Origin of the sequence: Jeotgalibaca arthritidis (assembly GCF_011100465.1) — a bacterium.
Taxonomy (GTDB): Bacteria; Bacillota; Bacilli; order Lactobacillales; family Aerococcaceae; genus Jeotgalibaca; species Jeotgalibaca arthritidis.
Window position 1 is genome coordinate 1,662,188 of record NZ_CP049740.1, and the last position, 25,813, is coordinate 1,688,000.

General features: G+C 38.9%; 22 protein-coding genes. 18 read left to right on the forward strand and 4 right to left on the reverse strand.

The genetic code is table 11. The features are described 5' to 3' along the window. Positions 1-7 precede the first annotated feature (7 nt). The 13 genes from G7057_RS08395 to G7057_RS08455 all read left to right on the forward strand — a co-directional run bounded on the left by G7057_RS08395 (position 8) and on the right by G7057_RS08455 (position 18,687). On the forward strand, positions 8-1,048 hold the full coding sequence (locus tag G7057_RS08395) for a hypothetical protein (RefSeq protein ID WP_166162731.1): 1,041 nt from the start codon (positions 8-10) through the stop codon (positions 1,046-1,048). A 159-nt stretch (positions 1,049-1,207) separates the two neighbouring features. Further along, positions 1,208-3,883, forward strand: a complete 2,676-nt coding sequence (locus tag G7057_RS08400) for a GW dipeptide domain-containing protein (protein WP_166162733.1) — start codon at positions 1,208-1,210, stop codon at positions 3,881-3,883. Positions 3,884-3,960: 77 nt separating this feature from the next. Then, the gene (locus tag G7057_RS08405; protein ID WP_166162735.1) at positions 3,961-7,125 is read left to right on the forward strand and encodes a GW dipeptide domain-containing protein; all 3,165 of its coding nucleotides are present in this window, start codon (positions 3,961-3,963) and stop codon (positions 7,123-7,125) included. A gap of 65 nt (positions 7,126-7,190) precedes the next feature. Then, positions 7,191-7,835 (forward strand): sulfatase-like hydrolase/transferase, encoded by a 645-nt coding sequence (locus G7057_RS08410; protein WP_227004706.1) that lies wholly within the window; start codon positions 7,191-7,193, stop codon positions 7,833-7,835. Between the two features lie 96 nt (positions 7,836-7,931). Further along, on the forward strand, positions 7,932-8,879 hold the full coding sequence (locus tag G7057_RS08415) for a glycosyltransferase family 2 protein (RefSeq protein WP_166162737.1): 948 nt from the start codon (positions 7,932-7,934) through the stop codon (positions 8,877-8,879). A 118-nt stretch (positions 8,880-8,997) separates the two neighbouring features. Continuing rightward, positions 8,998-9,990, forward strand: coding sequence for an acyltransferase family protein (locus G7057_RS08420; RefSeq protein ID WP_166162739.1), 993 nt, complete (start codon positions 8,998-9,000; stop codon positions 9,988-9,990). Positions 9,991-10,052: 62 nt separating this feature from the next. Beyond that, positions 10,053-11,561 (forward strand): IS3 family transposase, encoded by a 1,509-nt coding sequence (locus tag G7057_RS08425; RefSeq protein WP_166162085.1) that lies wholly within the window; start codon positions 10,053-10,055, stop codon positions 11,559-11,561. A 196-nt stretch (positions 11,562-11,757) separates the two neighbouring features. Further along, positions 11,758-13,323, forward strand: a complete 1,566-nt coding sequence (gene istA, locus G7057_RS08430; protein WP_166162741.1) for an IS21 family transposase — start codon at positions 11,758-11,760, stop codon at positions 13,321-13,323. Then, positions 13,320-14,087: an IS21-like element helper ATPase IstB gene (gene istB, locus G7057_RS08435; RefSeq protein ID WP_166162743.1), complete on the forward strand. Its 768-nt coding sequence runs from the start codon at positions 13,320-13,322 to the stop codon at positions 14,085-14,087. The genes istA and istB overlap by 4 nt, the downstream gene beginning before the upstream one ends. Before the next feature lie 350 nt (positions 14,088-14,437). Beyond that, positions 14,438-16,237, forward strand: a complete 1,800-nt coding sequence (locus G7057_RS08440) for a glycoside hydrolase family 13 protein (protein ID WP_166162745.1) — start codon at positions 14,438-14,440, stop codon at positions 16,235-16,237. Positions 16,238-16,599: 362 nt separating this feature from the next. Next, positions 16,600-17,802 (forward strand): AAA family ATPase, encoded by a 1,203-nt coding sequence (locus G7057_RS08445; protein WP_166162747.1) that lies wholly within the window; start codon positions 16,600-16,602, stop codon positions 17,800-17,802. Beyond that, positions 17,786-18,415 carry an RloB family protein gene (locus tag G7057_RS08450; RefSeq protein WP_166162749.1) on the forward strand — a complete coding sequence of 210 codons (630 nt, stop codon included), beginning with the start codon at positions 17,786-17,788 and terminating at the stop codon, positions 18,413-18,415. Before G7057_RS08445 ends, G7057_RS08450 begins: the two co-directional genes overlap by 17 nt. Before the next feature lie 14 nt (positions 18,416-18,429). After that, positions 18,430-18,687, forward strand: a complete 258-nt coding sequence (locus G7057_RS08455; RefSeq protein WP_166162751.1) for a hypothetical protein — start codon at positions 18,430-18,432, stop codon at positions 18,685-18,687. Between the two features lie 28 nt (positions 18,688-18,715). Here G7057_RS08455 and G7057_RS08460 read toward each other — a convergent pair whose 3' ends face one another. From G7057_RS08460 to G7057_RS08475, 4 genes are all read right to left on the reverse strand, one after another. Further along, positions 18,716-19,402 carry a LysM peptidoglycan-binding domain-containing protein gene (locus tag G7057_RS08460; RefSeq protein ID WP_166162753.1) on the reverse strand — a complete coding sequence of 229 codons (687 nt, stop codon included), beginning with the start codon at positions 19,400-19,402 and terminating at the stop codon, positions 18,716-18,718. 52 nt (positions 19,403-19,454) lie between these two features. Then, positions 19,455-19,688, reverse strand: coding sequence for a DUF2922 domain-containing protein (locus G7057_RS08465; protein ID WP_166162755.1), 234 nt, complete (start codon positions 19,686-19,688; stop codon positions 19,455-19,457). 23 nt (positions 19,689-19,711) lie between these two features. Beyond that, on the reverse strand, positions 19,712-19,918 hold the full coding sequence (locus G7057_RS08470; protein WP_166162757.1) for a DUF1659 domain-containing protein: 207 nt from the start codon (positions 19,916-19,918) through the stop codon (positions 19,712-19,714). Positions 19,919-19,984: 66 nt separating this feature from the next. Further along, complete coding sequence (locus G7057_RS08475; RefSeq protein ID WP_166162759.1) at positions 19,985-20,521, reverse strand: sigma-70 family RNA polymerase sigma factor; 537 nt, start codon at positions 20,519-20,521, stop codon at positions 19,985-19,987. Between the two features lie 230 nt (positions 20,522-20,751). On the opposite strand from G7057_RS08475, the gene G7057_RS08480 reads away from it, so the two are divergent. From G7057_RS08480 to ntdP, 5 genes are all read left to right on the forward strand, one after another. Beyond that, positions 20,752-21,708: a competence protein ComK gene (locus G7057_RS08480; RefSeq protein ID WP_166162776.1), complete on the forward strand. Its 957-nt coding sequence runs from the start codon at positions 20,752-20,754 to the stop codon at positions 21,706-21,708. A gap of 78 nt (positions 21,709-21,786) precedes the next feature. Beyond that, positions 21,787-22,584 carry a general stress protein gene (locus G7057_RS08485; protein ID WP_166162778.1) on the forward strand — a complete coding sequence of 266 codons (798 nt, stop codon included), beginning with the start codon at positions 21,787-21,789 and terminating at the stop codon, positions 22,582-22,584. Positions 22,585-22,759: 175 nt separating this feature from the next. After that, the gene (recX, locus tag G7057_RS08490) at positions 22,760-23,593 is read left to right on the forward strand and encodes a recombination regulator RecX (RefSeq protein ID WP_166162780.1); all 834 of its coding nucleotides are present in this window, start codon (positions 22,760-22,762) and stop codon (positions 23,591-23,593) included. Next, entirely contained in the window at positions 23,590-24,804 is a 1,215-nt protein-coding gene (mutY, locus tag G7057_RS08495) for an A/G-specific adenine glycosylase (RefSeq protein WP_227004586.1), read from the forward strand. Before recX ends, mutY begins: the two co-directional genes overlap by 4 nt. A gap of 115 nt (positions 24,805-24,919) precedes the next feature. Continuing rightward, entirely contained in the window at positions 24,920-25,465 is a 546-nt protein-coding gene (gene ntdP, locus G7057_RS08500; RefSeq protein WP_076766939.1) for a nucleoside tri-diphosphate phosphatase, read from the forward strand. The last annotated feature ends 348 nt before the right edge of the window (positions 25,466-25,813 follow it).

The window sequence follows — 25,813 nt, forward strand, 5'->3', positions numbered from 1 at the left end:
GACTATTATGAACAACCAAATAATGATATCTGAATTATCTAATTTCTTTAAAAAATTCAGAAAAAGTCTAGTTGTATTAACGATTTTATTTACTGTTATTATTTTTGGAGGATCAATTGGGTTAAGCTATCTAAATAGTAGTAATACTGACGAAGAGTTACCAATTTCAGATACCAAAGAAAGTAATCCTGGTATTTTTAGAATGTATGTGGAACAAGAAGACGGTACAATTTATATTAACTCTATGATTATAGAAGAGTATATGCTTCTACCTGATGTTCTAGAGAAAGCTGAGAAAGAAACTGGTGTTGAAATAACAGATGTGTTGCTAGAAGAAGTTAGAAACGATTTTCAAAAGACACAATATGATAGAGGTGTTTTAGGTTTATCGAGAAATGGTTCTACACATATATTTACGTTTATTGCTAATGTAGGAACAGAAGAGGAGAATCTAAAAGTTTCTGAATTCTTTTATGATTATATACTATCTGGCGAAATCAACATGCTAGATAATAAATTAGTTTATATTGTATCGGAACCAGAAATTTATGATTCAGAAAGTTTCGCTGCTAGTGATATTGAAGCAATTCCTGAATTTAGCAGAGAAGAATCATTTAATTTAAAAAATCTAGTGTTAACATTGGTTGGAAGCGTAATTGCTGCTGTAATGTTAGCAGTTTTGATTACTATTGCTAAAATATTCAGTTCTAAAAAAATAACATATGCATTTTCTTACAGTGTAGCTGATCGAGACCGTTTAATCTTATTAAATGATAATACTGAGAAAAATCTAATTAGGTTATTGCAAAATGAAAATAATCCGGTTATTTTATTAAGTGAATTTGAGATTGAAGAAACGTTAAAAGATAAAATAGATAATGTGACTAAAGCTATTTATATAAATGATCTTAATGAGCTTGCTACTGATGTAGAAATTACAACACCATACATTTTTGTTGAAAGAGAAAAAACAACAAAGAAATGGTATAAAAAACAATTTAAGGCTGTACATCTGTATTGTGAAAGTATTACTATTTTACATAAATAATAGAGGAAAGATTCGTTGATTAGCAATAATCAAGAATCTTTTTTGTTTCCATTTTATGAATTTTTCAGAAAGTGAAATAATATGTTATGCGAAAAAGGTTAAAAATTAGATAGTATAATGTTATACTGATTTAGTAATAAAATTATTGGAGGTAAAAAATTGATTAAAAAGAGTAGATGGATTTCTAGTTTGCTTGTATTCCAGTTACTTTGCGCACCGGTTCCTAATATATTGGCTGTTGTTACAGATAATAATATTGAAACCACGTCAGTTGTAGAAGAAGACCGTCAAGTTTTTATTGACTCGCATATAGATATAGCAAATGAGGTAGGACTTCGTTTGCACGTGTTGCCAGAACTTATTATTTCGGAAATGGCAATTTTAAGCGATTGGGGCAATCATGACTTTGTCCTAAATAACAATTATTTTGCTATGGTAGACGAAGAGGGAACATATAAAGAATACCCCAGTATAGAGGATTCGATAGAAGACTTCTATATAAACATTAATTCTAATGTTATAGGTGTAGAATCTTTAGATGATGTCATTGAATTAATAGAAGATGATGCTTATAAAGTTTTAGTGTCGGATGTTCTAACAAACTACGATTTGAGTTATGAAAATGATGAAGTCGTAGAAGAGCCTAAAGAAGAAGCTTCAGAGAGTGATAATTCTGAAGAATCAGCTACTGATATTGAAAATTCAGAATCAGAACTTATAGAAGATGTTATCGAGGAAGATATCCAAGAGAATATTGAAGTTGTTGAAGAAAAAGAAGAAGTAGTTCAAGAAAGTTCTCCAAAAAAATTAGCAAGAGTTTTTATTGCTAATGACATTTTAAATGAAAAGAATACGAGCTATGCAGCAAGGATAAGAGACTATAGCTTCGATATATATACTTTGCCTGAAGAATTGATAAATGCTAAAAAAGTTGCAAATGCTACAAGTCATAAAAATAGTAATTTTGTAATAACTAAAGAAGCGGAAACACTTAATGGAAAATATAGTTATCTAACTTTATATGGAAAAGATATTGGTTGGATTAAAACGAATGCACTTGAACCGGAGGTAACAATTAGCACGAAAAATGTTACTTATGGGGCTCAAATTGTAGCAAAGAATAACACAGTAGATACGTTACCATATGGTTTAAATGGGTTTAAAACTTTACACCGCACAAGCGAATTTCTTGGAAATAACATTGTAGTTACACAAGAGATGGTAACAAGAAGAGGGACTTTTGCATATGTCTATCGCTATGGCAAGGAGTTAGGTTGGGTAGATATTAATGCACTATCAAAAGAAGTTATCAATAAAAGAATAAAGGTTAATTATGCAGCCAAAATTGTAGGTGTAAATAATACTATTGATACGCTACCATACGGTATAGAAGGATTTTCAACAATTGGAAGATCACCGGATTACAAAAATGTAAAAGTAATTGTGAATGAAGAAGCTACTACAAGCAGAGGAACTTTTGCATTGATATCTATAAATGGAAAAGAAGTAGGCTGGATAGATAAAAAAGGTCTTGAAATTGAAACAGTTTTAAAAACGACTAATGTCAACTACGCTGCAAAAATAAGCACTAAAAATAATACGATAGATACACTCCCATATGGTGTATATAATTTTAAGACAATTGATCGCACATCAAAGTATTACAATAAAAATATTGTGGTTTCTCAAGAAAAAGAGACAAGTAGGGGAACTTTTGCTTTAATATCAATTAGTGGAAAAGAAATAGGTTGGGTAGATACTAACGCATTAAGCCCAGAAGTTATCACTTCTACAAAAGGGGTTCATTATGCTGCTAGAATTGTTACCAAAAACAATTCAATAGATACATTACCATATGGGGTTAGAGGGTTTACAAAAATTGCTGCTTCATCTCAATATTATGGTACCGATATTGTTGCTACTGAGGAAGTTGTAACCGTTAGAGGAACGTTTGCGAAAGTTTATAGATATGGTAAGCTATTAGGCTGGATTGACACTAGAGCTCTTAATAAAGAAACAGTTAGCTCTACTAAAAAGACAAGCTATACAACTATAATTAGTAAAACTGGATTTACGATTGATACATTACCATATGGTATTTCAGGTTTTAAAAATGTAGCAAAATCAGCGCAGTATTTAAAGCAAAAGGTTACTGTTGTAGAGGAAAAAACAACACGTAGAGGAACCTTTGCTTTGATTAAAGTAAATGGTAAAGAGTTAGGTTGGCTTGATACCAAAGCATTTGGATATACTGTTTTTATTGATCCTGGTCACGGCGGTTCCGATCCTGGGGCGACTTATTATGGCGTTCAAGAAAAGAAAATCAACTTGCAAGTTTCACTAAAACTACAAAAACTCTTACAAAATATGGGATACAATGTCATAATGTTAAGAACAACTGATACATCATTTGACTTTAAAACAGAAAGATCTAAAATTGCTAATGCAAGTGGGGCCGATATTTTTGTAAGTGTCCATCACAATGCGATGCCTAATAATTCGACAGCACATGGTATTGAAACTTACTACTATGAGTATGATCCAGATTATCCTTCAAAAATAAATGGAGCTTTTCATAATGATCCACAAAGAATTTTACAAAGCTCAAAACTTGCTAATTCTATTCATAATAGTTTAATTAGTAGTACAAAGGCATACAATCGCGGGGTAAGAAGAGATACCTTTGCTGTTCTTAGAGAAACAGCGATTCCTGCTGTATTGTTAGAATTAGGCTATATGAGTAATCGAAATGAACTTAATAAATTGACTACAGATAGTTACCAAAATACGCTTGCACAAGCGATTGCTAAGGGTATTGATAATTATTTTAAATAATTATTAAAATAAATAGGAAGCTGTTTTTGTAAATATACAAGAACAGCTTCCTATTTATAGGAGAAACGGAGAAAACGATGAAGAAAAAGAATAGACTAAGTGCACTGGTTTTATTTTCAAGTTCTATTGTTCTTAGTACATTTACAGAAGAACCAATTGTATATGCTGATACAGTAGACCAAACAAGTATTTTAGAATCAGAAGAAAAAGTGTCGGTTATTGAACAGGAAGAAACAATATTAATTGAAGAAGAATATTTGTTAAATCTTGAAATCAATGAAGATAAAACTGAAATTAAAGGCGAAACAAATCCAGGTTTAAGTATTCTATTAACCATTGATGATGGGGAGTTTAGTACCATCATTCCTGATGAGATAGGTCAATTTACAATTGATTTACTTAGTTATTCAGAAAGTAAGGTTTTGAAATTTGATGCTATAGATGAAGAGTCAGATGTAAAAATTAGTAAAGAACTAAAAATAACCGACTCCCAAAGAGAAGTATTATTGGCGCCTATTATTATTGATGAAAGTGAAGCAATGATTTTTGGACAATCATTGCCAGATAAAACAGTTGAAATTTGGCAAAATGACATGTTAATTGAAACTGTTATGACAGATGAACTAGGTCAATTTTCTTTTGAAGTAAGTGAAGAATTCCACAATATTGACTTAGTATTCTACACAGTATCTGATCAGGGAGAAAAAAGTGAAGCTACTGTATACAAAAAAATAGTTGAAGTTGAAGAAGAAAATGACAGCATAGAAATACCCGGAAAAAGTGAAGATGAAAAAAAAGAAGATACAGTAGTTGAGAAACCTGTGACAGATGTTCAACAGCCGAAAAGCGAGATAAAGGAAGTTGCACCAATAGCAAAGATAGTTGTTCAAAAAGCTAAGATAGCTGAAGTAAATGGAAAGACTTATCATTATGTTCAATCAGGCGAGACACTATCTAAAATAGCTACTGCGTATTCCACAACAGTTGATCAGATTTTAAAATGGAATCCAAATATAAAGAATGCAAACCTTATTAGCACAGGTGATTTAATTAGTGTTGACGGAGTGAACGTCTATGATCAAATAGATAAAGAAAAGAAAACATTCTCTACACCGAGTGATTTCATAAATTATATTTCACCAATTGCTCAAGAATTAGCAGCTAAAAATAATATATATGCCTCAGTTATGATTGCTCAAGCTGCACATGAGTCTGGATGGGGGAAAAGCGCATTAGCTACTGTTGGTAATAATCTGTCAGGTGTTAAGGGTAGCTATAATGGTAATTCCATTGTAATGTTAACGTGGGAAGAGGTTAACAATGAAGTTATTTGGATTCAAGATTACTTTAGACTTTATTCATCATATAGAGAGGCATTGTTAGACTACGTAGATAAAATTAAAAATGGCGTCTCTTATAATCCAGAGATTTATAAAGGTGCGTGGGTTGAAAATACAGCTTCACATATGGATGCAACAGAGTGGTTGACCGGGAGATACGCAACAGATTCAAAATACGGTTCAAAATTGAATGCGACAATCTCTACAAATAATCTAACTCGTTTTGATACGCATGTAAAAATTACAAATCCTATAACAGAACAATATACAACGAACTATAAAGCAAGAATTGACAAAAAAAATATTACAATTTACTCTGAGCCATACGGAACTGCTAGTTATGAATCACTAGGAAATACTAATAAATATATAGGGCAGACTATTACAGTAAAACAAGAAAAAATTAATAATTTAGGTACATGGTCGAAAATGTATTTAGGGAATACCTTTATAGGTTGGGTAAAGAAATCAGATTTAAGTACTGATGTTGTTAAATCCTCGAAAACCGTAAATTATGCTGCTAAAGTAACGTCTGGATCTTATACGATTCAGACTGACTTTTTAGATAATTCAAATACAATTAGTAGCTCAAAGTATTTAAATACTAACATTATTGCAACTGAAGAAAGAACAATGAATTCGGGTGTAACTTATGTTTTAATCACTCAAAATGGAAAGAAAATAGGTTGGGTAGATAAAAAAGCTATTGTAGCTGAAACAGTAACAAAAACTGTAAGCGTGAATTATGTAGCGAAAATAGTTACAAAAGTTCATTCAATAGATAGTTTACCTTATGGTGTAAATGGATTTAAAAAGTTAGGTATGACATCTTCTTATTACAATAAAAATATTATTGCGACAGAAGAAAAGACGACACCACGCGGAACATTTGTATACGTAACGCTAAATGGAAAAGGTTTGGGCTGGGTAGACAAACGAGCCCTATCTGTAGAAACCGTCCAATCAACACGAAGTGTTCATTATGCAGCGAAAATTGTTACAAAAAATAATTCAATAGATAGTTTACCTTATGGTGTAAATGGGTTTAAGAAATTAGGTATGACATCTTCTTATTACAATAAAAATATTATTGCGACAGAAGAAAAGACAACACCACGCGGAACATTTGTGTATGTGAGTATAAATGGAAAAGGTTTGGGTTGGGTAGACAAACTAGCCCTATCTGTAGAAACCGTCCAATCAACCCGAAGTGTTCATTATGCAGCGAAAATTGTTACAAAAAATAATTCAATAGATAGTTTACCTTATGGTGTAAATGGATTTAAAAAGTTAGGTATGACATCTTCTTATTACAATAAAAGTATTATTGCGACAGAAGAAAAGACGACGCCACGCGGAACGTTTGTATACGTAACGCTAAATGGAAAAGGTTTGGGTTGGGTAGACAAACAAGCCTTATCTGAAGAAACTGTCCAATCAACCCGAAGTGTTCATTATGCAGCGAAAATAGTCACAAAAGTTCATTCGATAGACAGCCTTCCTTATGGTGTAAATGGGTTTAAGAAATTAGGTATGACATCTTCTTATTACAATAAAAATATTATTGCGACAGAAGAAAAGACAACACCACGCGGAACGTTCGTGTATGTGAGTTTGAATGGAAAAGGATTAGGCTGGGTAGACAAACGTGCCTTATCTGTAGAAACTGTCCAATCAACCCGAAGCGTTCATTATGCAGCGAAAATAGTCACAAAAGTTCATTCGATAGACAGCCTTCCTTATGGTGTAAATGGATTTAAAAAAATAGGTATGACATCATCTTATTTTAATAATACTGTAACTGCAACAGAAGAAAAGACGACACCACGTGGCACATTTGTATATATTAAATTAAACGGAAAAGGACTAGGTTGGGTAGACAAGAGAGCTTTGTTAGGATAATATAATTAATTGGGTAGATTTTTCTACCCAATTTTTTTAACGAAGCAATAGGTAATAATCCTTATATTTCAGATGAGCAAGCATATAAAGAAGTTTTAGATGTTTTAAAAGATTCTGAAGAGAAGGATTTTATTCACTTAGTAACGATGCAAAATCATTTGTCATATAGTGGTAATTATAACCAAGTAGATTATAAAGTGACTGGTTATATTAATACGGAGGAAGTCGAACAATATTTACAAGGCATGACATACAGTGATATTGCAATTAAAGAGTTATTAACTCAATTAGATGACTTTGAAGAGAAAACCATTGTTGTATTTTGGGGAGATCATCTCCCAGCGTTCTATAGCTCAAAGATAATTGAGCAGAATGGTTATCTAAATACTCATGAAACACCATTATTGTTTTACAATAATTTTAAGCAAGAAGAAGGCCAGGATATTGGAACAATTAGCCCAATATACTTTATAAATCATGTTTTAGAACTAGCAAACGCTGAAGTAACACCTTATATCGCTTTGTTAGAAAGGCTAGAAAACGCTCTCCCTGCTTTTGAAAAAGGTAATTATTTAGAGCGAGAAACAGGGCTTAAAACTAATAGAAGCGAATTGAAACCATCTACTCAGCTATTATTAGAAGAATATGATTTGATTTTATATGATTTAACAACTGGTAAAAATTATGCAGAGAAAATGAATTTTTATTAATGTTAAAAGGAGAATCTTCGATAAATTAAATTCGGAGGTTCTTTTTTTATGTTAAGATATTGGAAAGATGTGTATTGAATAGACGGAGCTGATTGCATGCAGAAAGATCTTATATCCTTAATTATCCCCTGCTTCAACGAAAAAGAAATGGTACCTATTTTTTACAAAACTATGATAGCAGTTATGGAAGAACTGAATCAATGTGATGTCGAACTCATCTTCATCAACGATGGCTCCACAGACAACACCCTAGACCAAATGAGAAGCTTATCGCAAGCTGATTCGCGTGTGCATTATTTGTCGTTTTCGCGTAATTTTGGAAAAGAGGCGGCGATGTATGCTGGTTTGAAGCACGCAAAGGGAGACTTTGTGGCTGTGATGGATGTGGATCTTCAAGACCCGCCAAATTTGTTGCCGACCATGTATCGGACTTTGAAAAATAGCGACTATGATTGCGTGGGCACTAAACGTGTGGACCGCCAGGGAGAGCCGGTTATTCGTTCCTTTTTTGCTAAGGGATTTTATAAATTGATTAACCGAATTTCGGATAACCATATTGTCGATGGGGCGAGGGACTATCGCTTGATGACACGGCAGATGGTGGATGCGGTACTGGAATTGACGGAGTATAATCGCTTTTCTAAGGGGATTTTTACATGGGTTGGTTTTGAGACCAAGTATATTGAATATTCTAATATCGAACGTCCAGCTGGGAAAACATCATGGTCATTTTGGGGATTGATGAAGTATTCCTTTGATGGGATTATCGCTTTTAGTGCGGTTCCACTGGCGATTGCGTCTTTCATCGGCTTTATTGCCTTTGTAGTGGCAGTTCTATTGGCGCTCTTTTTCGCTATTCGAACGTTGTTGTTTGGTAACGCGACGAGTGGGTGGACATCCTTAATGGTCATGATTCTGGGCATGGGTGGTTTGCAGCTCCTATGTTTGGGTATTCTAGGCAAGTATTTAGGTCAAACCTTCCTAGAAACGAAGAAACGACCGATTTATATTTTAAAAGAAACAGATGAAACGCTAAAAAAATAATATGTCACTCAGATGTCACCACCATGTATTTTCCGTGACACAAAGGCTTTTAGTTGCTTTTAAACCAGCTTTCCCGTTACCATGTGTTATAAACATGAACGAGAGGCTGGATTTTTTTATGCAAACAAAAACAACTAAAAGCCGTCGTATTGAGGTTTTTGACGGTATGAGAGGGCTGGCAGCCATCATCGTGATGGTTTTTCACCTGATTGTAATGGTTGAAGCGGGGCATGCCAGCAATGCATCCTTAGACTTTAAAAATAAACTGTGGGCTATTTTTACACTGACACCTTTGAAACTATTGTGGGCAGGTAATGAAGCCGTGATTCTTTTTTATATGATTGGTGGATTCGTCATTGCTAAACCTTATATAGAAGGGCGACGAATTGATTTTTTAGCCTTTGTGAAAAAACGTTTTTCACGCTTGATTCTACCCTATTGGTTGATTCTCATCGTCACCCTAATCTGTATCGCTTTGTTTTCAAGCTTGAAAAGCACGATCTCATTGAGCGGCTCATTCAACATTAAGTGGAGCAGTATGCCGTCTTTATTTGAGATCCTTGCGCAATTTTTAGCCTTTGATGTGAATATGGATGTGACTGCCGGTGCTTTTTGGAGCATCGTCCAAGAATGGCGGATTGCCCTCCTTATTCCTTTCATTGCAGCTGCCTTATCTCGCTACTCTACCATGCGTGTGGTGGCTGTTGTCGCATTGGCCAACTGGACTCTAAATGATAGCTTTAGTCAACTTGGTGGCTATTGGGGCGAAAGCTTAAGTCGTACGAATTATTATTTTATCTTTTTCTTTATCGGTGCGGTCTTGTGCAAGCATATTGAACAACTGCGAGCGATTGTCGCCAGCCGCCCATGGGTAAGGATGGTCTCTGGAATCTTGTTACCATTTCTTATTCCATTCCAATGGGTAGCAGCTGGTTTGGGAATCGACTTAGGTAGACGAGATGCCATGCCTGTCACCGCTCTAGGAATTGTTCTTTTATTATTAGTTGTGATGGAAACACCTTGGCTAAGCCGCTTATTCAAGCAACCAATCTTTTTATATTTAGGAAAAATTTCCTTTAGCTTATATTTAACCCACACCTGTCAGTGCTAAACTAAATTGAACAGTTGGGCATGCGGACAAAATCTTAGACCAAATCGATTAGGAGGAAGTCTATGTATGCTTACGCTGAAAAATTAAAAGCCGTCAAACTTTACTTGAAGTACGAATCTTATGCGGCTGTCATCAATGAACTGGGGTATCCTTCGCGTATGGCTCTTCGGGATTGGATAGAGGCTTACCGTACGGATGGAGATGTTCAAAAAGAGATGACGCGAACGCCAAAATACACCGAAGAACAAAAACAAGCAGCAGTCACCCACTATCTTGAGCATGGTAAGTGTTATTCACGTACCTGCAGAAAACTTGGCTATCCAAGCCGGGGCTTATTAACAGAATGGATCATGGAGCGCGCACCTCAACCTCGCCAATTGATTAAAAAAGGGGTAAACTTAACACAACAAGAAAAAGAAGCCGCAGTTCTTGCACTGGTAACTCGGACCACATCCGCACAATCGATTGCGGATCAACTAGGTATTAGCCGAAATTCCCTCTACAATTATAAAGAACGGTGGCTCGGCAAGGACGTGCTTGGTATGGTCAATGACTCAAAGGAAACAGATGTTAATCAATTAAAAAGTCAAGTCAAGCAACTTCAAGAAGAGGTTCACCGCCTTCAGATTCAAAAAGACGTTCTTGAAAAAGCGGGTGAACTACTAAAAAAAGATCAGGGCATCCATCTAGAAGAACTCACCAATCAAGAGAAAACACTCCTGATTGATGCCCTTCGCCCTTTTTATCCGTTAAAGGAATTATTAGCCTGTGTCAGTATCCCTAAAAGCAGTTATAGTTATCACCACACTCAACTCGCTTTACCTGATAAATATTGCAAGGCTCGTACCATGATAATTGAAATTTTTCACAAGAATAAGCGGCGGTATGGCTATCGCCGAATTCATACTGCTCTGAAACATAAAGGGATGACTCTTTCAGAAAAAATTGTTCAACGTATCATGCGCGAAGAAAATCTCTTCGCTAAATCCGTTAAAATTAAGAAGTATAGTTCATACAAAGGAGAAATATCGCCTGCAGTTCCTAACATCCTAGAACGCGATTTTACAGCCAGTAAACCCAATACAAAATGGGTAACTGATCTAACAGAATTCCGTCTCCCTGCTGGAAAAGTTTACCTGTCTCCTATGATAGACTGTTTCGATGGTGCAATAGTGAGTTGGACGATTGGTGCTTCTCCTAATGCTGAATTGACTAATTCGATGCTAGATCAAGCGGTTTTAACGCTAAAAGAAGGTGAAAACCCGATAGTTCATTCGGACCGAGGGGCTCATTACCGCTGGCCAAGTTGGATTGAGCGAATGGAATCGCATCACTTAACTCGTTCTATGTCTAAAAAAGGTTGCACGCCTGATAATGCTGCGTGTGAAGGTTTTTTTGGGCGGTTAAAAAACGAATTCTTTTACGATGAGAATTGGTTAGATGTGTCAATTGAGCACTTTATACAACTTTTAAACAACTATCTTCATTGGTACAATCACGAAAGAATCAAGCTATCTTTAGGTGGGATGAGTATTATGGATTTTCGAAAAACACTTCCTTTAATAGCTTAAGGAATAATACCAATTCTTGTCCACTAGAAGTAAACAAACCTATTCAATAGGTTGCAACAAAAACAATCAACCGTATTTAGGTCCAAAATAATATCCGCACCCCCGTTTTCGATGAACAAGATTGAACACTTTCGGCAAAAAATATCTCCAATCCTGTATACTTTTAAAGGTATCTTAGGTTATTGGAGGACGAAAGGTGAAGAAGAAGTTAATGTTATATTTGGAAATTCAACAGATGAAGGAGCGGGGCTTTTCCATCCAACAAATCGCAAAGCAGTTGAAGGTATCCCGCACAACGGTTTATAACTACATGGAGAAGACACCGGAAGAAGCTTTCGAATGGGTCAATTCATTAGGTTCGAGGAAGAAGAAATTGGACCCATACAAGGATTGGATTGTTGCTTGGCTTCAAGAATATCCGCATCTGAATGCGTCTCAAATACAGGATTGGCTGCTTGAGAAATTCCCCGACTTCACCGTTGGTGAAAGTACGATGCGGTTATATGTGAATCAAATACGCGAAGAATATCAGATAGCTAAAACTAAAGTTGTAAGGCAATATGAAGCGGTCGAAGAGCAACCGATGGGAAAACAGGTGCAAGTCGATTGGGGCGAAACGCGTCAAAAGACACGGGATCAAAGAGAAATCAAATTATACTGCATTTGTTTCTTACTTTCCCATTCACGCTACCGCTATGTGGAATGGCAAAACCGCCCCTTTACGACTCGTGATGCCATTCGAAGCCACGAGAATGCCTTTGAATTCTTTGGTGGCATGCCGGAAGAAATCGTTTATGATCAGGACCACCTCATCACTGTGAGTGAGCACGCTGGAGACATGATTCTGACCGCTGAATTTCAAGCGTACAAACAGCAACGGAAGTTCAGAGTCCATTTATGCCGCAAAGCCGACCCCGAATCCAAAGGAAAAGTGGAGAGTACGGTAAAGTATGTGAAACGAAATTTCGCCGATAGCCGGATTTATACGACAATCGAGAACTGGAATGAGCGCTGTTTAGCCTGGTTGGAAAGAACGGGCAACCGAAGGGTTCATGGAACAACAAAAAAGAGACCGGTAGAAGTGTTTCTCCTCGAAAAGCAACACCTAAAACCAGTCTCTAAACTACTCTCAACCGAGAGTATCACCGGTTCAAGTATAACAAGAACGGTAAACAAGGACAATACAGTTTTTTATAAATCAAACCGTTATTCCGTGCCACTAGGCACTTACAGACCGAAAGGTCTGAATACAGTGGCTATTGAAATCAAGGAAGATACGAACGATCAACAACGGCTTATTATCAGAAAACAGCCCGATGGGGAAATTCTGGCGAACCATCCTCTGGAAACTTCAACAGGCAAACTGATCAAAAATAAAAACCATGGGCGCGATCGTTCGAAGGGCATTCAAAGCTATAAGGAAACCGTTGCGCAGCAGTTCAAAGATTTGGAGCTTGCCTCACGATACATTGATATCTTGATGGAGAAGTATCCGCGCTATAAAAGAGACCAACTGGCCGTTCTACAGAAAGCGGCCCTCGAATACCCCACTGTCATTGATGAGGCCCTACAGAAGTGTATGTCTGAACATCTGATGAGTGCGAATGACTTTACGGATGTGGCTAAATACTTGGCTGCCCCTCGGAAAGAGACGCCGCCTGTTCCACCCGTACAAGCAGTCCGATCGGATTGCGCTGATATCAACGTGGAGACGCATCCGATGAGTACCTATACGGAAATTCTGGGAGGTGCCGCCTCATGAATGATAGCATGGACGCGCTGCAAAGCCAGTTCAGACAGTTGCGGTTGGTGGAAACTGCGAGCGAGTTGCCCGAGCTGTTACGTAAAGCCGAACAAGCCTCCTGGACCTACCGGGAACTGGTGCAGGAGATTGTGTGCTTCGAATTAAGGAAGCGCGAGGAAAAAAGTGTTCAGAAACGATTGAGATGGGCTAAGTTCCCGTACCACAAAACACTGACGGAATTCGACCTATCAGATCAGACTTCTCTGAGCAAACGGCAGCTTACCCAGCTCCAAGAGCTTACTTGGCTTGAGCAGCAGTATAATCTCATCTTTTTGGGTCCGAGCGGTGTGGGGAAAACGCACTTGTCCATTGCCTTAGACATGGAGGCCATCCAGAAGGGGTTTCAGGTAACATTCGTGACAATGGGAGAACTACTCTCCCTTCTGAAAACTGAAGAATTCACGCGGAAATCGCAGGTCCAGCTCAATCGGATCCGAGCATCTGATTTAGTGATTATTGATGATTTGATGTATATGGCAATGGATCAAAGGGAAGCTACCCTGTTTTTTCATTTGATCAATCATCTATATGAACGGAGTTCAATCATCTTGACCTCCAATAAGAGCCCCGACCAATGGGGAGAATTATTGGGCGATGAGGGAGTCGCAATGGCTATCTTAGACCGTATTCTGCATCGAGCGGAGGTCGTTCACATGAATGAAGCTAGCTACCGTATGAAACATCGCCAGAGCATGTTTGTGAGCGAAAGTGTTCAAAATTAATTGGCGTTAACTGTTCAATTCTACTTGACGCTGACAACACCACAGCCATTGTTCTCTTTACTACTATTGTTGGACAGTTTATCGAACCACAATGGGCACTAATGCTATCGCCGGCATTTGCCCTGGGGTTTGCAGCGCTCTGGTATACTTTTGTTGAAGAGCGTCTAGGTGCTGTTAAATGGCCTAAATTTCAAACACTTAAAAAAGTTCTCAGTTAGCTGAGGGCTTTTACTAATGTTATTTTTGTTACCGCTATCAATGGATAACAGCTTGTTCTTATTGTGTGTTTTGTTAAGATGATAAGAGAAGAAACGACAAGTACGTTTAATGATTGATTGGAGGATTTTTTAATGGAAACTGCAGCATTTTTTCACCGTCCAGAGAGCGAGTACGCTTATATTTATTCACCAGGGCATGTTCACATTCGACTTCGCACGAAAAAGGGTGACGTTGCTAAGGTTGGCTTTATTCAAGGCGATCCCTTTAACTTACATTTGAAAGATTGGTATCAGGAAGAAAAGGAAATGGAATTGTTGTCATCAACGGACTTGCATGACTATTGGTTGATTGATACGGATGAACCAGTCAAGCGGATGGCTTATGCCTTCCATGTTTATGGTAAAGATGGTACGGATGTTATTTACAATGACCGTGGCGTTTTCCCTTACTTGAAAGAGCAGCTGACCAACTCAGGAACGTATTTCCGCTTGCCTTATTTCCATGAAACTGACCGTTTTAAAGCGCCAGAGTGGGTGAAGAAAACCGTTTGGTATCAGATTTTCCCGGAACGCTTTAACAATGGGGATAAGAAAAATGACCCAGACAATGTTTTAGAATGGGACAGCAAGGAAGAACTATCGACCATTGATTTTTACGGTGGTGATATTCAAGGGATTATTGACAAGTTAGACTATTTAGAAGATTTGGGTATTAATGGGATTTATTTGACACCTATTTTTACAGCGCCGTCAAACCATAAGTACGATACGACTGACTATTATGAAATCGACCCGCATTTTGGGGATAAGGCTTTATTCCGTCAGTTTGTAGAAGAGGCTCATCGCCGTGATATGCGAGTGATGTTGGATGCGGTCTTTAATCACATTGGGGCTGAATCAACGCAGTGGCGTGATGTCGCTGAATATCAAGAAGAGTCTCGTTTCAAAGATTGGTTCTTTATTAAGGAACATCCAGTGCCAAGTGCAGAAGAGATTCGTTCTCATGGCCCAATGTATATGGAGCATGCAGAAGGCCTACCTTATGAGACTTATGCCTATGTGCCGATGATGCCGAAAATTAACACCCATAATCCAGAAGTGCAGGAGTATCTATTGAATATCGCGACTTACTGGATTAAAGAGTTTGATATTGATGGCTGGCGTTTGGATGTGGCTAATGAAGTTGACCACTCATTCTGGCGTAAGTTTAACCAAGCCTGTTTGTCCTTGAAAGATGATTTTTATATTTTAGGGGAAATTTGGACCTCATCTCGCTCTTGGCTAGAAGGGGACGAATTCCACGGTGTCATGAACTATTCATTAGTTGGAAATATTATCGACTATTTTGTTGGTAAGACCATTCCGACTCGTAAAATGGCTAACGTCATGAACGAACAGCTGGCTCAATATCGCAAGCAAACCCATGAAACCATGTTTAATATGCTGGATTCTCATGATACAGCCCGCATTTTAACCATGGCAGAAGGTGATATTGATTTGGTGAAATCAACCCTAGCCTTTATGTTCTTGATGCACGGGTCGCCATGTATTTATTATGGGACTGAAGTCGGCATGAAGGGTGGTCCCGATCCACAATGCCGCCGTTGTATGATTTGGGAAGAGGACAAGCAAGACCGTGATATGTATGACTTTACTAAGGGCTTGATTCAATTGCGTAAAGACTATCAGCCGCTTCTCTCTCACGGTATGCTGAGATGGGAAGTTGTCTTGGATGAAGAGCAAGTGGTTGGTGTGCGCCGTGATTTAGGTGATGATGAAATTGTTGGCTACTTTAATCAAGGAACAGAAGACTATGTCGTTGACCATACTGAATCAACGAAAGTGGTTTATCATCATTTGAGTAACGAATCGGATAACCAATCAGTTGTCGGACCAAATGGTTTCAGTATCCAAATTCGCCGTAAATCATAGCCAAAAAAAGAAATATGGACAAATTTAGCGCAAAAAAGAAATTTTTTCGTAACCAGTTTGAAAGCAGTGAGAGATGATTATTCTCACTGCTTTTTTGTAGACTAGGGGATTATAAGTTCAGCAATCAATGTCTAGCTCCCAAGTCCTGACCTAGTGAAAAAAAGATAAATTTGCCCCATTGCGCGCTTCGCTGCTCGCTAACGCATATCATTCGACTAACCCGCTGAAGCGTGAAGTCTCCTGAAAATTCAGGGTCAAATTTCCTATTTTTTCATAGGTCAAGGCGGACTTGTCCGCTTTTCTTATTTACAGAGTGAAATCGGATTCATTTATGCTATAATAGTCGAGAAGGAGGGATCATGATGTTAATCGAACTAGTTGTTGAGAATTTTTTTTCTTTTCGAGATGAAGCGACCTTTTCCATGTTGGCCGCGACTATACCCGAACATCCAGAAACGATTGCCAGCCATCACAACCTCCAACTCAATAAAGTGAGTAGTATTTACGGTGCCAATGCTAGTGGTAAGAGCAACTTGCTACGGGCGATGGCGCTTATTAAAGAGGGACTATTTATCAAAAAAGGTGAGGAAGAAAAATGGATTATGCAAATCCAACCCTTCCATCTCGACGAACGCAGTGAACAAGAGGATAGCTTGTTGGAGGTTAGTTTTCATATAGACAACAGCCTTTATCGCTATGGCTTTTATGTCAATCATGGCGTAATAACCGAAGAATACCTGTATGAGGGAGCGACAATTTGTTTCCACCGTAACCAAGATGGCGGTGTGGAAGGTAGTTGGGCAATTGCTATTGATTTGGCAACGAATCGTTTGTATTTAGCAGAATTGATTAGTATGAAGGTTAGTAAGGTAACGTCAATTGAAAAGTGGTTTAGCCAAATGCGGATTATTGTAGGCGTGCAACATCCTTATTTTTCGATTTCCTTAGCTAAGATGCATTTGAAAAAATACAAACATAATTTATTATCACTGATTCAAGTCGCAGACCCATCCATTCACGACATTGAAGTGAGGGAAACGACTGATGCAACGAGTTTGAAAAAGCGGGATGATTTCTTTGTGATTAAAATGAAACGTTTGCTAGATGGCAGTCTTCAGCCTTATCCAGAGGGCTTCCGCTTTAAGGATGTGGAGTCTGCCGGCACGGTTAAACTTCTGGCCTTAGCGGGTCCGATTATTGAAGCTTTGGAGCAAGGTAGTCTCTTAATGATTGATGAAATGGATCAAAGTTTCCATACGCTGATGACACGCTATGTATTGGAGCTATTCCGCGGCGAGTTCAACCCCCACTGTGCCCAATTGGTTTTTTCGACTCATGATATTTCGAATTTGGATAGTGAGTTGTTCAGGCGCGATCAGGTGTGGTTTGTGGAGAAAAAGCGTGAGGGTAACAGCGAATTGGTTTCCTTGGTGGAGTACCAGTTTGACCAAGAGGAGCGGAAAAATTCCTTTTCATTTGAACGGCATTATTTGAACGGCAAATACGGGGCGGTGCCTTATTTACCGCCAACGGATTGGTGGTTGGACAATGGGGAAACGACATAGACAAAAGCGGCGGCGTGAAAAACGAGAGAGCTACGAGCGTGAAGTCGCTACTCGACTGCCACGAAAAACTTTTTTGATTGTGTGCGAAGGGACGAAAACTGAGCCCAATTATTTTCGGAGTTTTGAAGTTCTGTCTGCCAAGGTTGAGATTAGGGGAACTGGTCGCAATACCTTGAGCCTCGTTCATTATGCGGAACGGATTTTGGATGAGCGTGATGAGGAGTTTGATGAGGTTTGGTTGGTTTTTGATAAGGATTCTTTTTCTAGTGTGAGTTTTAATAATGCTGTTTTTTTCTGCCAAGCTCATCACGATGAGGGCTTTAGGGTTGCATACAGTAATGAAGCCTTTGAGCTTTGGTACTTGCTGCATTTTGAGCTAATTACCAAACCAATTAGCCGCTTTAACTATAATGCTATGCTTAGTAAACGCATGAAGACTTACTATAAGAAGAACCTACCCAATATGTACCAGCAATTACTGCCTCGTCAGCCACTAGCCATTGAAAACGCCAAACTACTCTATGAGAAACGGTCGAATTCACCAGCCAAGGACAATCCCTCAACAACAGTCTTTCAACTGGTCGAGGAACTTAACAGTCACCTACGCGATTAAATTAGGAGGAACACATGTATAACAACAGTTTTTTAGGAATGACACTGACAGATGATGGCCTAGCAGTCGCTATCTATTTTTTATCAGACGACAACCTAGCTCAAGAATACCTTTTTAAAAGTAAAGAAGAAGCGGCTCTCTTCCACGATTCCTGCCTACGATTTTTAGAAATGATGGAAGACAACGAAGTCACTGAAGCCGAACAACTATTTAGAGAATTTCTCGACAAAAATGTTGTTGAAATGAATTATAAAAGAATCATTTATAAATAAAAAGAAGCCGTTTGCGGCTTCTTTTTATTTATAAAGCTTTTACCTTTAAAATTTGGCCGATGAGAATAAAATCGGAGCTCAAACTGTTCCACCTTTTCAAATCGGTCACACTAACTTGATTTTTACGTGCGAGCGACCAAAGTGTATCGCCTTTGACGACGAGGTGAAGCAGATAACGATTGGTTAGAGCGGGTGTTTCAATATCCTGCTTGAATTGCGCCATGGAAATGCCCCAAGAAGCGAGATAGCCATCGGGATCGACATGGGTGGTGCCGCCGATATGTTTGCTAATCCATGAATGCGTCTTAATGCCAGGTTCAGCTAAATTATAGCCAGTATTTAAGGTAACGGGAAGGCCAGCTTCAATAGCAAGCTGGCGCAGCAGCCAAACGTAGGCGGCATAGTCTTTATTGAAGGTAGCTAAGTTAGTTGTCCTTGCTAACTCCACTTGTGCATAGGCGTAAGGATTGGCATAGGGACCAGCGCCCCATTGGACTAAGCCAACCTTTGCCAGCTGGATAATTTTCCCGCCACCCCCAACCCAGTGAGAGACAAATGCTTGATGAGCGTTACGTTTCATATAAGCAATTTCATTAGCTAAACTATTTGCGCCAACGTTATTAGGGTTACCCGATTCATGGGCGATAATACAGAGCGATTTTCTTAGAGGCTGCTGGTTAATAGCCAGCAGTTGTTTTTCAATTGGATAAGTCATGATCATTCTCCTTTCAAAAAAAGCCGGGAATCAAGTCCCGGCTCGCTAGTTATTATGCTTCTACTTCAAAAATATCAGTCACGGTGCGCTCAATGTAACGGGCACTGTCTAGACCGGAATAAGGGTTGACGCCTTTCACTTCAAACGCGTCTGTATCCACAATCGTTTGCATGGCGCTCTTCACGTCCTCTGCAGCTAAATCAGCTACAGGGTTTTTCAAGCTTAAGTTACGGTTTTTACCTTCAGCAGTTTTGAATTTTAATTCCAAAGTTTTTGTCGTTGTCATTTTTTATTCCTCCTCGAATGTGATTAAGCTCTTAAGTAGCGGTGCTTTTCAGTTACAACAGCATGCATATCCGGCAAATCAACTAGACTTGCGACCGCTGCTTGAAAATCACCAATTTGCTGTTCAGATACATTTTCTTTCAAATTACTAAAACGTTGCTTCACTTCTTTTTCATTTTCAAAATCATTAAAATACAGCTCTAAGTTTGCTTCTTCCCATTGTTTAATCATGTTAATGCCTCCTAGTTGTTAGTGTGTAGTGTCATGACTGCCTACACTTATAACAACGAATTAACTTTAAAAAGTGTTACCCTCTTTTAAAAATAAAGCCTTTTTCTGCAACGACTGGCGCCACCGATAAACTGTTTTTCGTGAGACAGCGTGTTTCTTGGCAATAGCTGTTATAGAGAGCTGGCCCAGCAAACGGTCTGCTAGAAATAGGCGTTCTTTAGGAGAGAGAAGGGTCATTAAGTGTGTCAATTGGTCGGCAAAGATCAGTTCATCAAAGGCGGGATCTTCACTAGCCAAATCAGTTATGTCATCGGAATCTGCTTCTTGGCGCTCAATTCGGCGATTTTCTTTTCTCATTTCATCTAAGAATGCCCAATGGAGGCGTTGGCTGGCATAATAAACAAAGGGATAACGGTTTGTTTCATCAAAGGGGTCTTTGTCAAAGTCATGGTAAGCATCGAATAGTTTCAAACAGCCTAATTGGTAAAAATCATCATAATCTTGCTTGCCTTTGTGGATGGCTAACTTTTTAAGGCTGGCGTAAATGACGCCTTCGAATTGTAAGAGTAGGGCTTGCATGGTTTCTTCAGTAAGTTTGTTCATCTCGATCATTCCTATTCGTGAAGTTTTGAACTTACTGAGGCCTCAGAGGTGTTCGAGCTAACTATAATCCGAGTGTGTATAGTTAGACAAAACGCCAAAATAGATAAGATTTATTACCAAAAAGGTGGCAGATAATAAATATGGCTATTTTTGTGAAAAAATAAACATAATGTGGTTTATTTCCAACAAGTGGGGTATAGTTAAGGGAGCGATAAAAGAGGAGGACATTTATGGACTATTTTTTTGATTTTAAAAACCGTCATTATAAAAAATCAGAGCAAGAGGACTTGAATCATCCGTTGTACCGTACGTTTCCAGAACGTACCCCTTTTTTTAATCGAACAAGTGAATGCGCTTACTTCGAAGGGAGTAACTATCTTTTTGAGGGAGGTGTAGAGTCGAGGAGTTTGTCCCCATTACCAACGATGTTTCGGATTACTGACAAGGAAAGTATTAGTTATTATTTAAATTATGCGAAAGATTATGATGAAGTCTTTATTGATATGGGGATATTTTGTGTGATTAATGTTTCGGATTATTTAGATCATTATGATTATCAGACTTTGGTTTTCTATGAAGATGGTGTTGTGATTAAATCAAATGAGTCGGCTAATACTGTGATGGAAAAATTATTTTGTAAAGCTGGTGTGGGCTACAATCAAATTCGGTTTATTATTCAGTCTATTGAGGGGAAAGCTCATCATGGCAGTCCGTATGTTTTAGGTAAGGCGAGTTACTTACCGCTTAGAGGTCCAAGTAAAAAAGATGTGACATGGGTTAGCTTGGGGCACTTGGTTCATTTTAGAAAATTATCGAAAAAGCATAAGCGTATTCGTCTTGAATTTAAAAAGCGGCATTCTATCGATATTGATATGGCTATGGATGTATTTCAGCGTCATATTGATTCGGCATCGTATTTCTTTTCCTGCCAGCATTTATTTTTAGATAGGGCGTGTCACTTATTTGGGATGTTTCCACTGCCACATGATGAGGCAGTGAATCCAACTTTATTGCACCGAATCCATCACAGTAATCGTCTTAACAAGCAGCACACTTTGGAGGAAATGGTCATTTTGATGATGTTGTCTTTATGGCGAGAATTTGTTCGAGATGAGCCCTTCAAAGAAAATCCACTGGTTGATGACATCAACGACTTCTTGGCCAGAAAGTTTCCTTCTTACTTTTAAGGGTTAAATGGTTATTATTTGTTATTTGCTAGGTGCTGTCTTAAAATGAGGGTAGTTGAACGGGAAGGAGTGGCAAGTTTGGATAAGAGAGTTGAAGGTTCATTTGCGAGTTACGACGATATTCAGCTAGCAATTCAGAATATGCTCGATCAGGGGTATACGCCCCAACAGCTTGTTGTTATTAGCCGAAACGAGGAAGCACGTCAATTGGTAGCTGAGTCTGCGGTCGAAGTTGTTGTGACGTCAGACGAAGAAGAAAGTTTATGGGACAAAATTGTAGCGTTCTTTACAGTTGAATTGGACGATGACGATGACGATGAGGAAGAGTTGTTCGAGAACTACGGCATTGACGAAGACACTTACGAACGCTTTGAAGATGCGCTGGAAAATGGCGAATATGTCCTCTTAATTGACAATGCGCCGCCAGCCCAGCAAGAGCACACACAATACTTAGTACGCGACGGCATCTTACCAGGGGAGGAAGATACAATGAATCATGTCAAGCCAGATTGGACAGACGCTGACGACAATGTAAAAGGTGATGTAGAAAAGCACTCAATTGAAGCAGGGAAAAAAGCAACCCATCCAGACCCAAAACCCGGTGTTTCTGCCGGCGATGAAGGTGACGAAAATGAGGACGGCGAAGCCCCAGACTTAAAAGAAGATGTAACCGGCCAACCCATTGAAGCTGAAGAGGTTGAAGGCGATCCAACCATGGCTGATGACAACCAAAATCTAGCCGATATGCAGTTTGATCATTCGGACTCCCACCCTGAAGTAGAAGAAGATGGTACACCTATTTCGACTGACCCATTTGGTGGCGAAACTGTTGTAGAAGACGATGCATCTGACGTTGAACCTGACTATAAAAAATAAAACAAAACTACCAGTGTTGCGCTGGTAGTTTTTTGGTGTGGTTAGAGTGAGTAGAAACTAGTTTTGTGTGTTCTATTCACTCGAAGTGGCGGGAATGAGTTCGAGGCAGGAAACGCACTACTTTTATTAAAAGTCTTTTGTTTGATATAATAGAAGAACTGGAAGGGGGGATTTTGTGGAAGAGAAGACTGAGCAGCTGCCGGAGATTACGATGATTCAGGTTCAGAAGCGTCGGAAGGATCGGTTTAATATTTATTTGGACGGGGAGTATGCGTTCCCGATTTCGGAGGCAGTTTTGATTAAGACGGGTCTCTATAAGGGGATGACATTGACCAAGGAGCGGCAGGAAACCATCGAGGAGGAAAATTCTCAGTATTTGGCTTACACGATTGCGGTAGATTATTTGTCTTATGGCTTGAGAAGCGAGAAGGAAGTCCGGCAGAAGCTGCTGGATAATGAGATTGAGATGCGTTATATTCATACCACGCTCGAGCGGCTGCGTGATCAGATGTATATCAATGACCAGATTTATGGAGAAAGTTATACTCGGACGGCTGCCAATATCAACCGCAAGGGCCCGCGTCAAATTGCACAAGATTTGAAAGCGAAAGGGCTGGATGATGAAACAATTAGCCATTCATTAATGGAGTATCCTGATAACCAACAATTAGAAAATGCGCAATATCTGGCGGAAAAAGCGATGAACAAGCAAAGCCGAACCTCTTCGAAAGATGCGCAGATGAAAGTCCGCCTGCACCTCCAACAAAAAGGATATCCTAAAGAGATTATTAATCAGGTCTTTGACGGATTAGATAGTGAAAAAAGTGAAGAAGATGAGCTGTTCGCCTTGCGCATTCAAGGTGATAAAGTTTGGCGGCGATACAGTCGCAAGGCTGAGGGCCGTGAGCTCGAGCAAAAAGTAAAAGGAAACCTCTATCAAAAGGGCTTCCCCGGTGATTTGATTAATCAATACATAGAAGAAAAGAAACAGGAAATGGATGTAGAATGACAATTAATAGAAACGACTTAATAAATGAATTAAAAGAAAAATACGGCATCACCATGTGGCCAGAAGAAAAAATTCAAGCTTTTCGAAAAGCCTTGCTTGATTGGTATGACGCAGCAGGGCGCGATCATTTACCTTGGCGTCTGAACAATGATCCTTATCGCATTTGGGTATCAGAAATTATGCTCCAACAAACGCAAGTGATTACGGTAATTCCCTACTATAATCGCTTCATGGCACTCTTTCCGTCAATTAAAGAATTAGCTGAAGCCGAAGAGGATGTTTTATTGAAAGCATGGGAAGGGCTGGGCTATTATTCCCGTGTCCGCAATCTCCAAAAAGCAGCCCAACAAATTATGGCTGACTACGATGGCGTTTTTCCTAACCAGCCGGAAGAGATTATCAAGCTGAAAGGCATCGGTCCTTATACAGCCGGCGCTATTTCCAGTATGGCTTTTGGCTTGCCGGAACCAGCTGTCGACGGCAATGTCATGCGCGTGTTTAGCCGCGTCTTTGAAATCGGTGACGATATTGCTAAACCTGCAACACGGAAAATATTTGAAGGTTTGGTTCGGGTATTGATTGATCCAGACCGACCAGGCGATTTTAACCAAGCCATTATGGACTTGGGGACGGACATTTGCGCCCCGAAAAATCCGCGTCCGGAAGAAAGTCCCATTAAGGATTTCAACCAAGCCTATCAAAATGGCACTATGCACCTTTATCCTTTTAAATCAAAGGCCAAAAAGCCTGTTCCTAAAACGATGCAGGGCATTGTTATTCAAAGCGGCGACCATTTCCTTTTGGAGAAGCGTCCCGAGAGCGGCCTGCTAGCTAACTTTTGGACCTTCCCCCTCGTCGAGGAAAACTGGGGCGATTGGCCTAAAATCGAGCAGATTAACTTTTTGGTGGCCGAACCCGCACCTCTTAACGAAGAAGGAATGCATGCTTTAAATACGTTTTTGGATGAAAAAGTAAAGATGACCGCTGAACAGATTCAGCCGGCAGTAGGATCGCTCACCCATGTTTTCAGCCACCGCAAGTGGCATATTACGGTTCATCATGTGGTGGTTGAAGGGATGAAAGAGGACTTGCCAGAAAATATGCAGTGGGTGAGTCGATTTGATTTTCCTGACTATGCCTTTGCGGTTCCGCAACAGAAAATGTGGGAAATTATCTGGAAAGAAAATCGAAAATTCTTGCAATCATTTTAATAAGAATGGTCACAGCCTTTCAAACTTATGTTATACTACTTTGTGAGTGTAAAACTGTTAGATTAAAAGGATTCGCCTTTTAATCCATAAAAGATATAGAAAGTTGGGCACCGTGATGCATCATCCAAAAGAAGGAGAATTCATCACTATTAAAAGTTATAAGCATGACGGCAGCCTACATCGCACCTGGCGTGATACGATGGTGTTGAAAACAAGTGATCAATCGATTATTGGTTGTAATGACCATACTTTAGTGACGGAGGCAGATGGCCGTCGCTGGGTAACGCGTGAACCGGCGCTATTGTACTACCATAAGCATTACTGGTTTAACGTGGTAACGATGATTCGTCAAAAGGGTGTTTCTTATTACTGTAACTTGGCATCTCCTTATGCCATTGACGAAGAAGCGTTGAAATATATCGATTATGACTTGGACATCAAAGTATTCCCAGATGGTGAAAAACGATTGTTGGATGTGGATGAGTACGAATTGCACCGCAAGCGTATGAGTTATCCAAATGAAATTGACCATATCCTAAAAGAGAATGTCAAAATCTTAGTTGATTGGATCAACGAAGAAAAAGGTCCATTTTCCAAAGAGTACGTTGAACTTTGGTATGAAAGATATTGTCAGCTGTCGCACCAGAAAAATAACAAGTGATGAAGTAGATGGACAGCCTCTGACGAGGCTGTTTTTTTTGTGGTTAGTTGTTGGTGGAGTGAATAGAGCGGCTAAAACCAGTTTCTATTCACTAAAATTACCGTTTTGAGTGAGTAGAGTGCACGAAATTAGTTTCTACTCACTCAAATTACCATTTTGAGTGAATAGAACAGCTAAAACAAGTTTGTATTCACTCAAGACGCTAATTGAGGAAGTTCGGCATCAAATAACCTTTTGAACGTCTACAAAACTCAAGATAATAAAGACGACTTTAAAATAGAATTAGTATATATCGTGCAATTGTCAAACATTTATATTATTATAATAAAGGTATAAAGAGACTAGAAC

What these genes read in the sequence shown, in the direction of transcription:
- G7057_RS08440 (WP_166162745.1), top strand. Translation starts at nt 14,438, where the DNA reads ATGGAAACTGCAGCATTTTTTCACCGTCCAGAGAGCGAGTACGCTTAT.
- G7057_RS08450 (WP_166162749.1), top strand. Translation starts at nt 17,786, where the DNA reads ATGGGGAAACGACATAGACAAAAGCGGCGGCGTGAAAAACGAGAGAGC.
- ntdP (WP_076766939.1), top strand. Translation starts at nt 24,920, where the DNA reads ATGCATCATCCAAAAGAAGGAGAATTCATCACTATTAAAAGTTATAAG.
- G7057_RS08405 (WP_166162735.1), top strand. Translation starts at nt 3,961, where the DNA reads ATGAAGAAAAAGAATAGACTAAGTGCACTGGTTTTATTTTCAAGTTCT.
- G7057_RS08420 (WP_166162739.1), top strand. Translation starts at nt 8,998, where the DNA reads ATGCAAACAAAAACAACTAAAAGCCGTCGTATTGAGGTTTTTGACGGT.
- G7057_RS08470 (WP_166162757.1), bottom strand. Translation starts at nt 19,918, where the DNA reads ATGATTAAACAATGGGAAGAAGCAAACTTAGAGCTGTATTTTAATGAT.
- G7057_RS08475 (WP_166162759.1), bottom strand. Translation starts at nt 20,521, where the DNA reads ATGAACAAACTTACTGAAGAAACCATGCAAGCCCTACTCTTACAATTC.
- G7057_RS08460 (WP_166162753.1), bottom strand. Translation starts at nt 19,402, where the DNA reads ATGACTTATCCAATTGAAAAACAACTGCTGGCTATTAACCAGCAGCCT.
- G7057_RS08465 (WP_166162755.1), bottom strand. Translation starts at nt 19,688, where the DNA reads ATGACAACGACAAAAACTTTGGAATTAAAATTCAAAACTGCTGAAGGT.
- G7057_RS08480 (WP_166162776.1), top strand. Translation starts at nt 20,752, where the DNA reads ATGGACTATTTTTTTGATTTTAAAAACCGTCATTATAAAAAATCAGAG.
- mutY (WP_227004586.1), top strand. Translation starts at nt 23,590, where the DNA reads ATGACAATTAATAGAAACGACTTAATAAATGAATTAAAAGAAAAATAC.
- G7057_RS08425 (WP_166162085.1), top strand. Translation starts at nt 10,053, where the DNA reads ATGTATGCTTACGCTGAAAAATTAAAAGCCGTCAAACTTTACTTGAAG.
- G7057_RS08415 (WP_166162737.1), top strand. Translation starts at nt 7,932, where the DNA reads ATGCAGAAAGATCTTATATCCTTAATTATCCCCTGCTTCAACGAAAAA.
- G7057_RS08455 (WP_166162751.1), top strand. Translation starts at nt 18,430, where the DNA reads ATGTATAACAACAGTTTTTTAGGAATGACACTGACAGATGATGGCCTA.
- G7057_RS08395 (WP_166162731.1), top strand. Translation starts at nt 8, where the DNA reads ATGAACAACCAAATAATGATATCTGAATTATCTAATTTCTTTAAAAAA.
- G7057_RS08445 (WP_166162747.1), top strand. Translation starts at nt 16,600, where the DNA reads ATGTTAATCGAACTAGTTGTTGAGAATTTTTTTTCTTTTCGAGATGAA.
- istB (WP_166162743.1), top strand. Translation starts at nt 13,320, where the DNA reads ATGAATGATAGCATGGACGCGCTGCAAAGCCAGTTCAGACAGTTGCGG.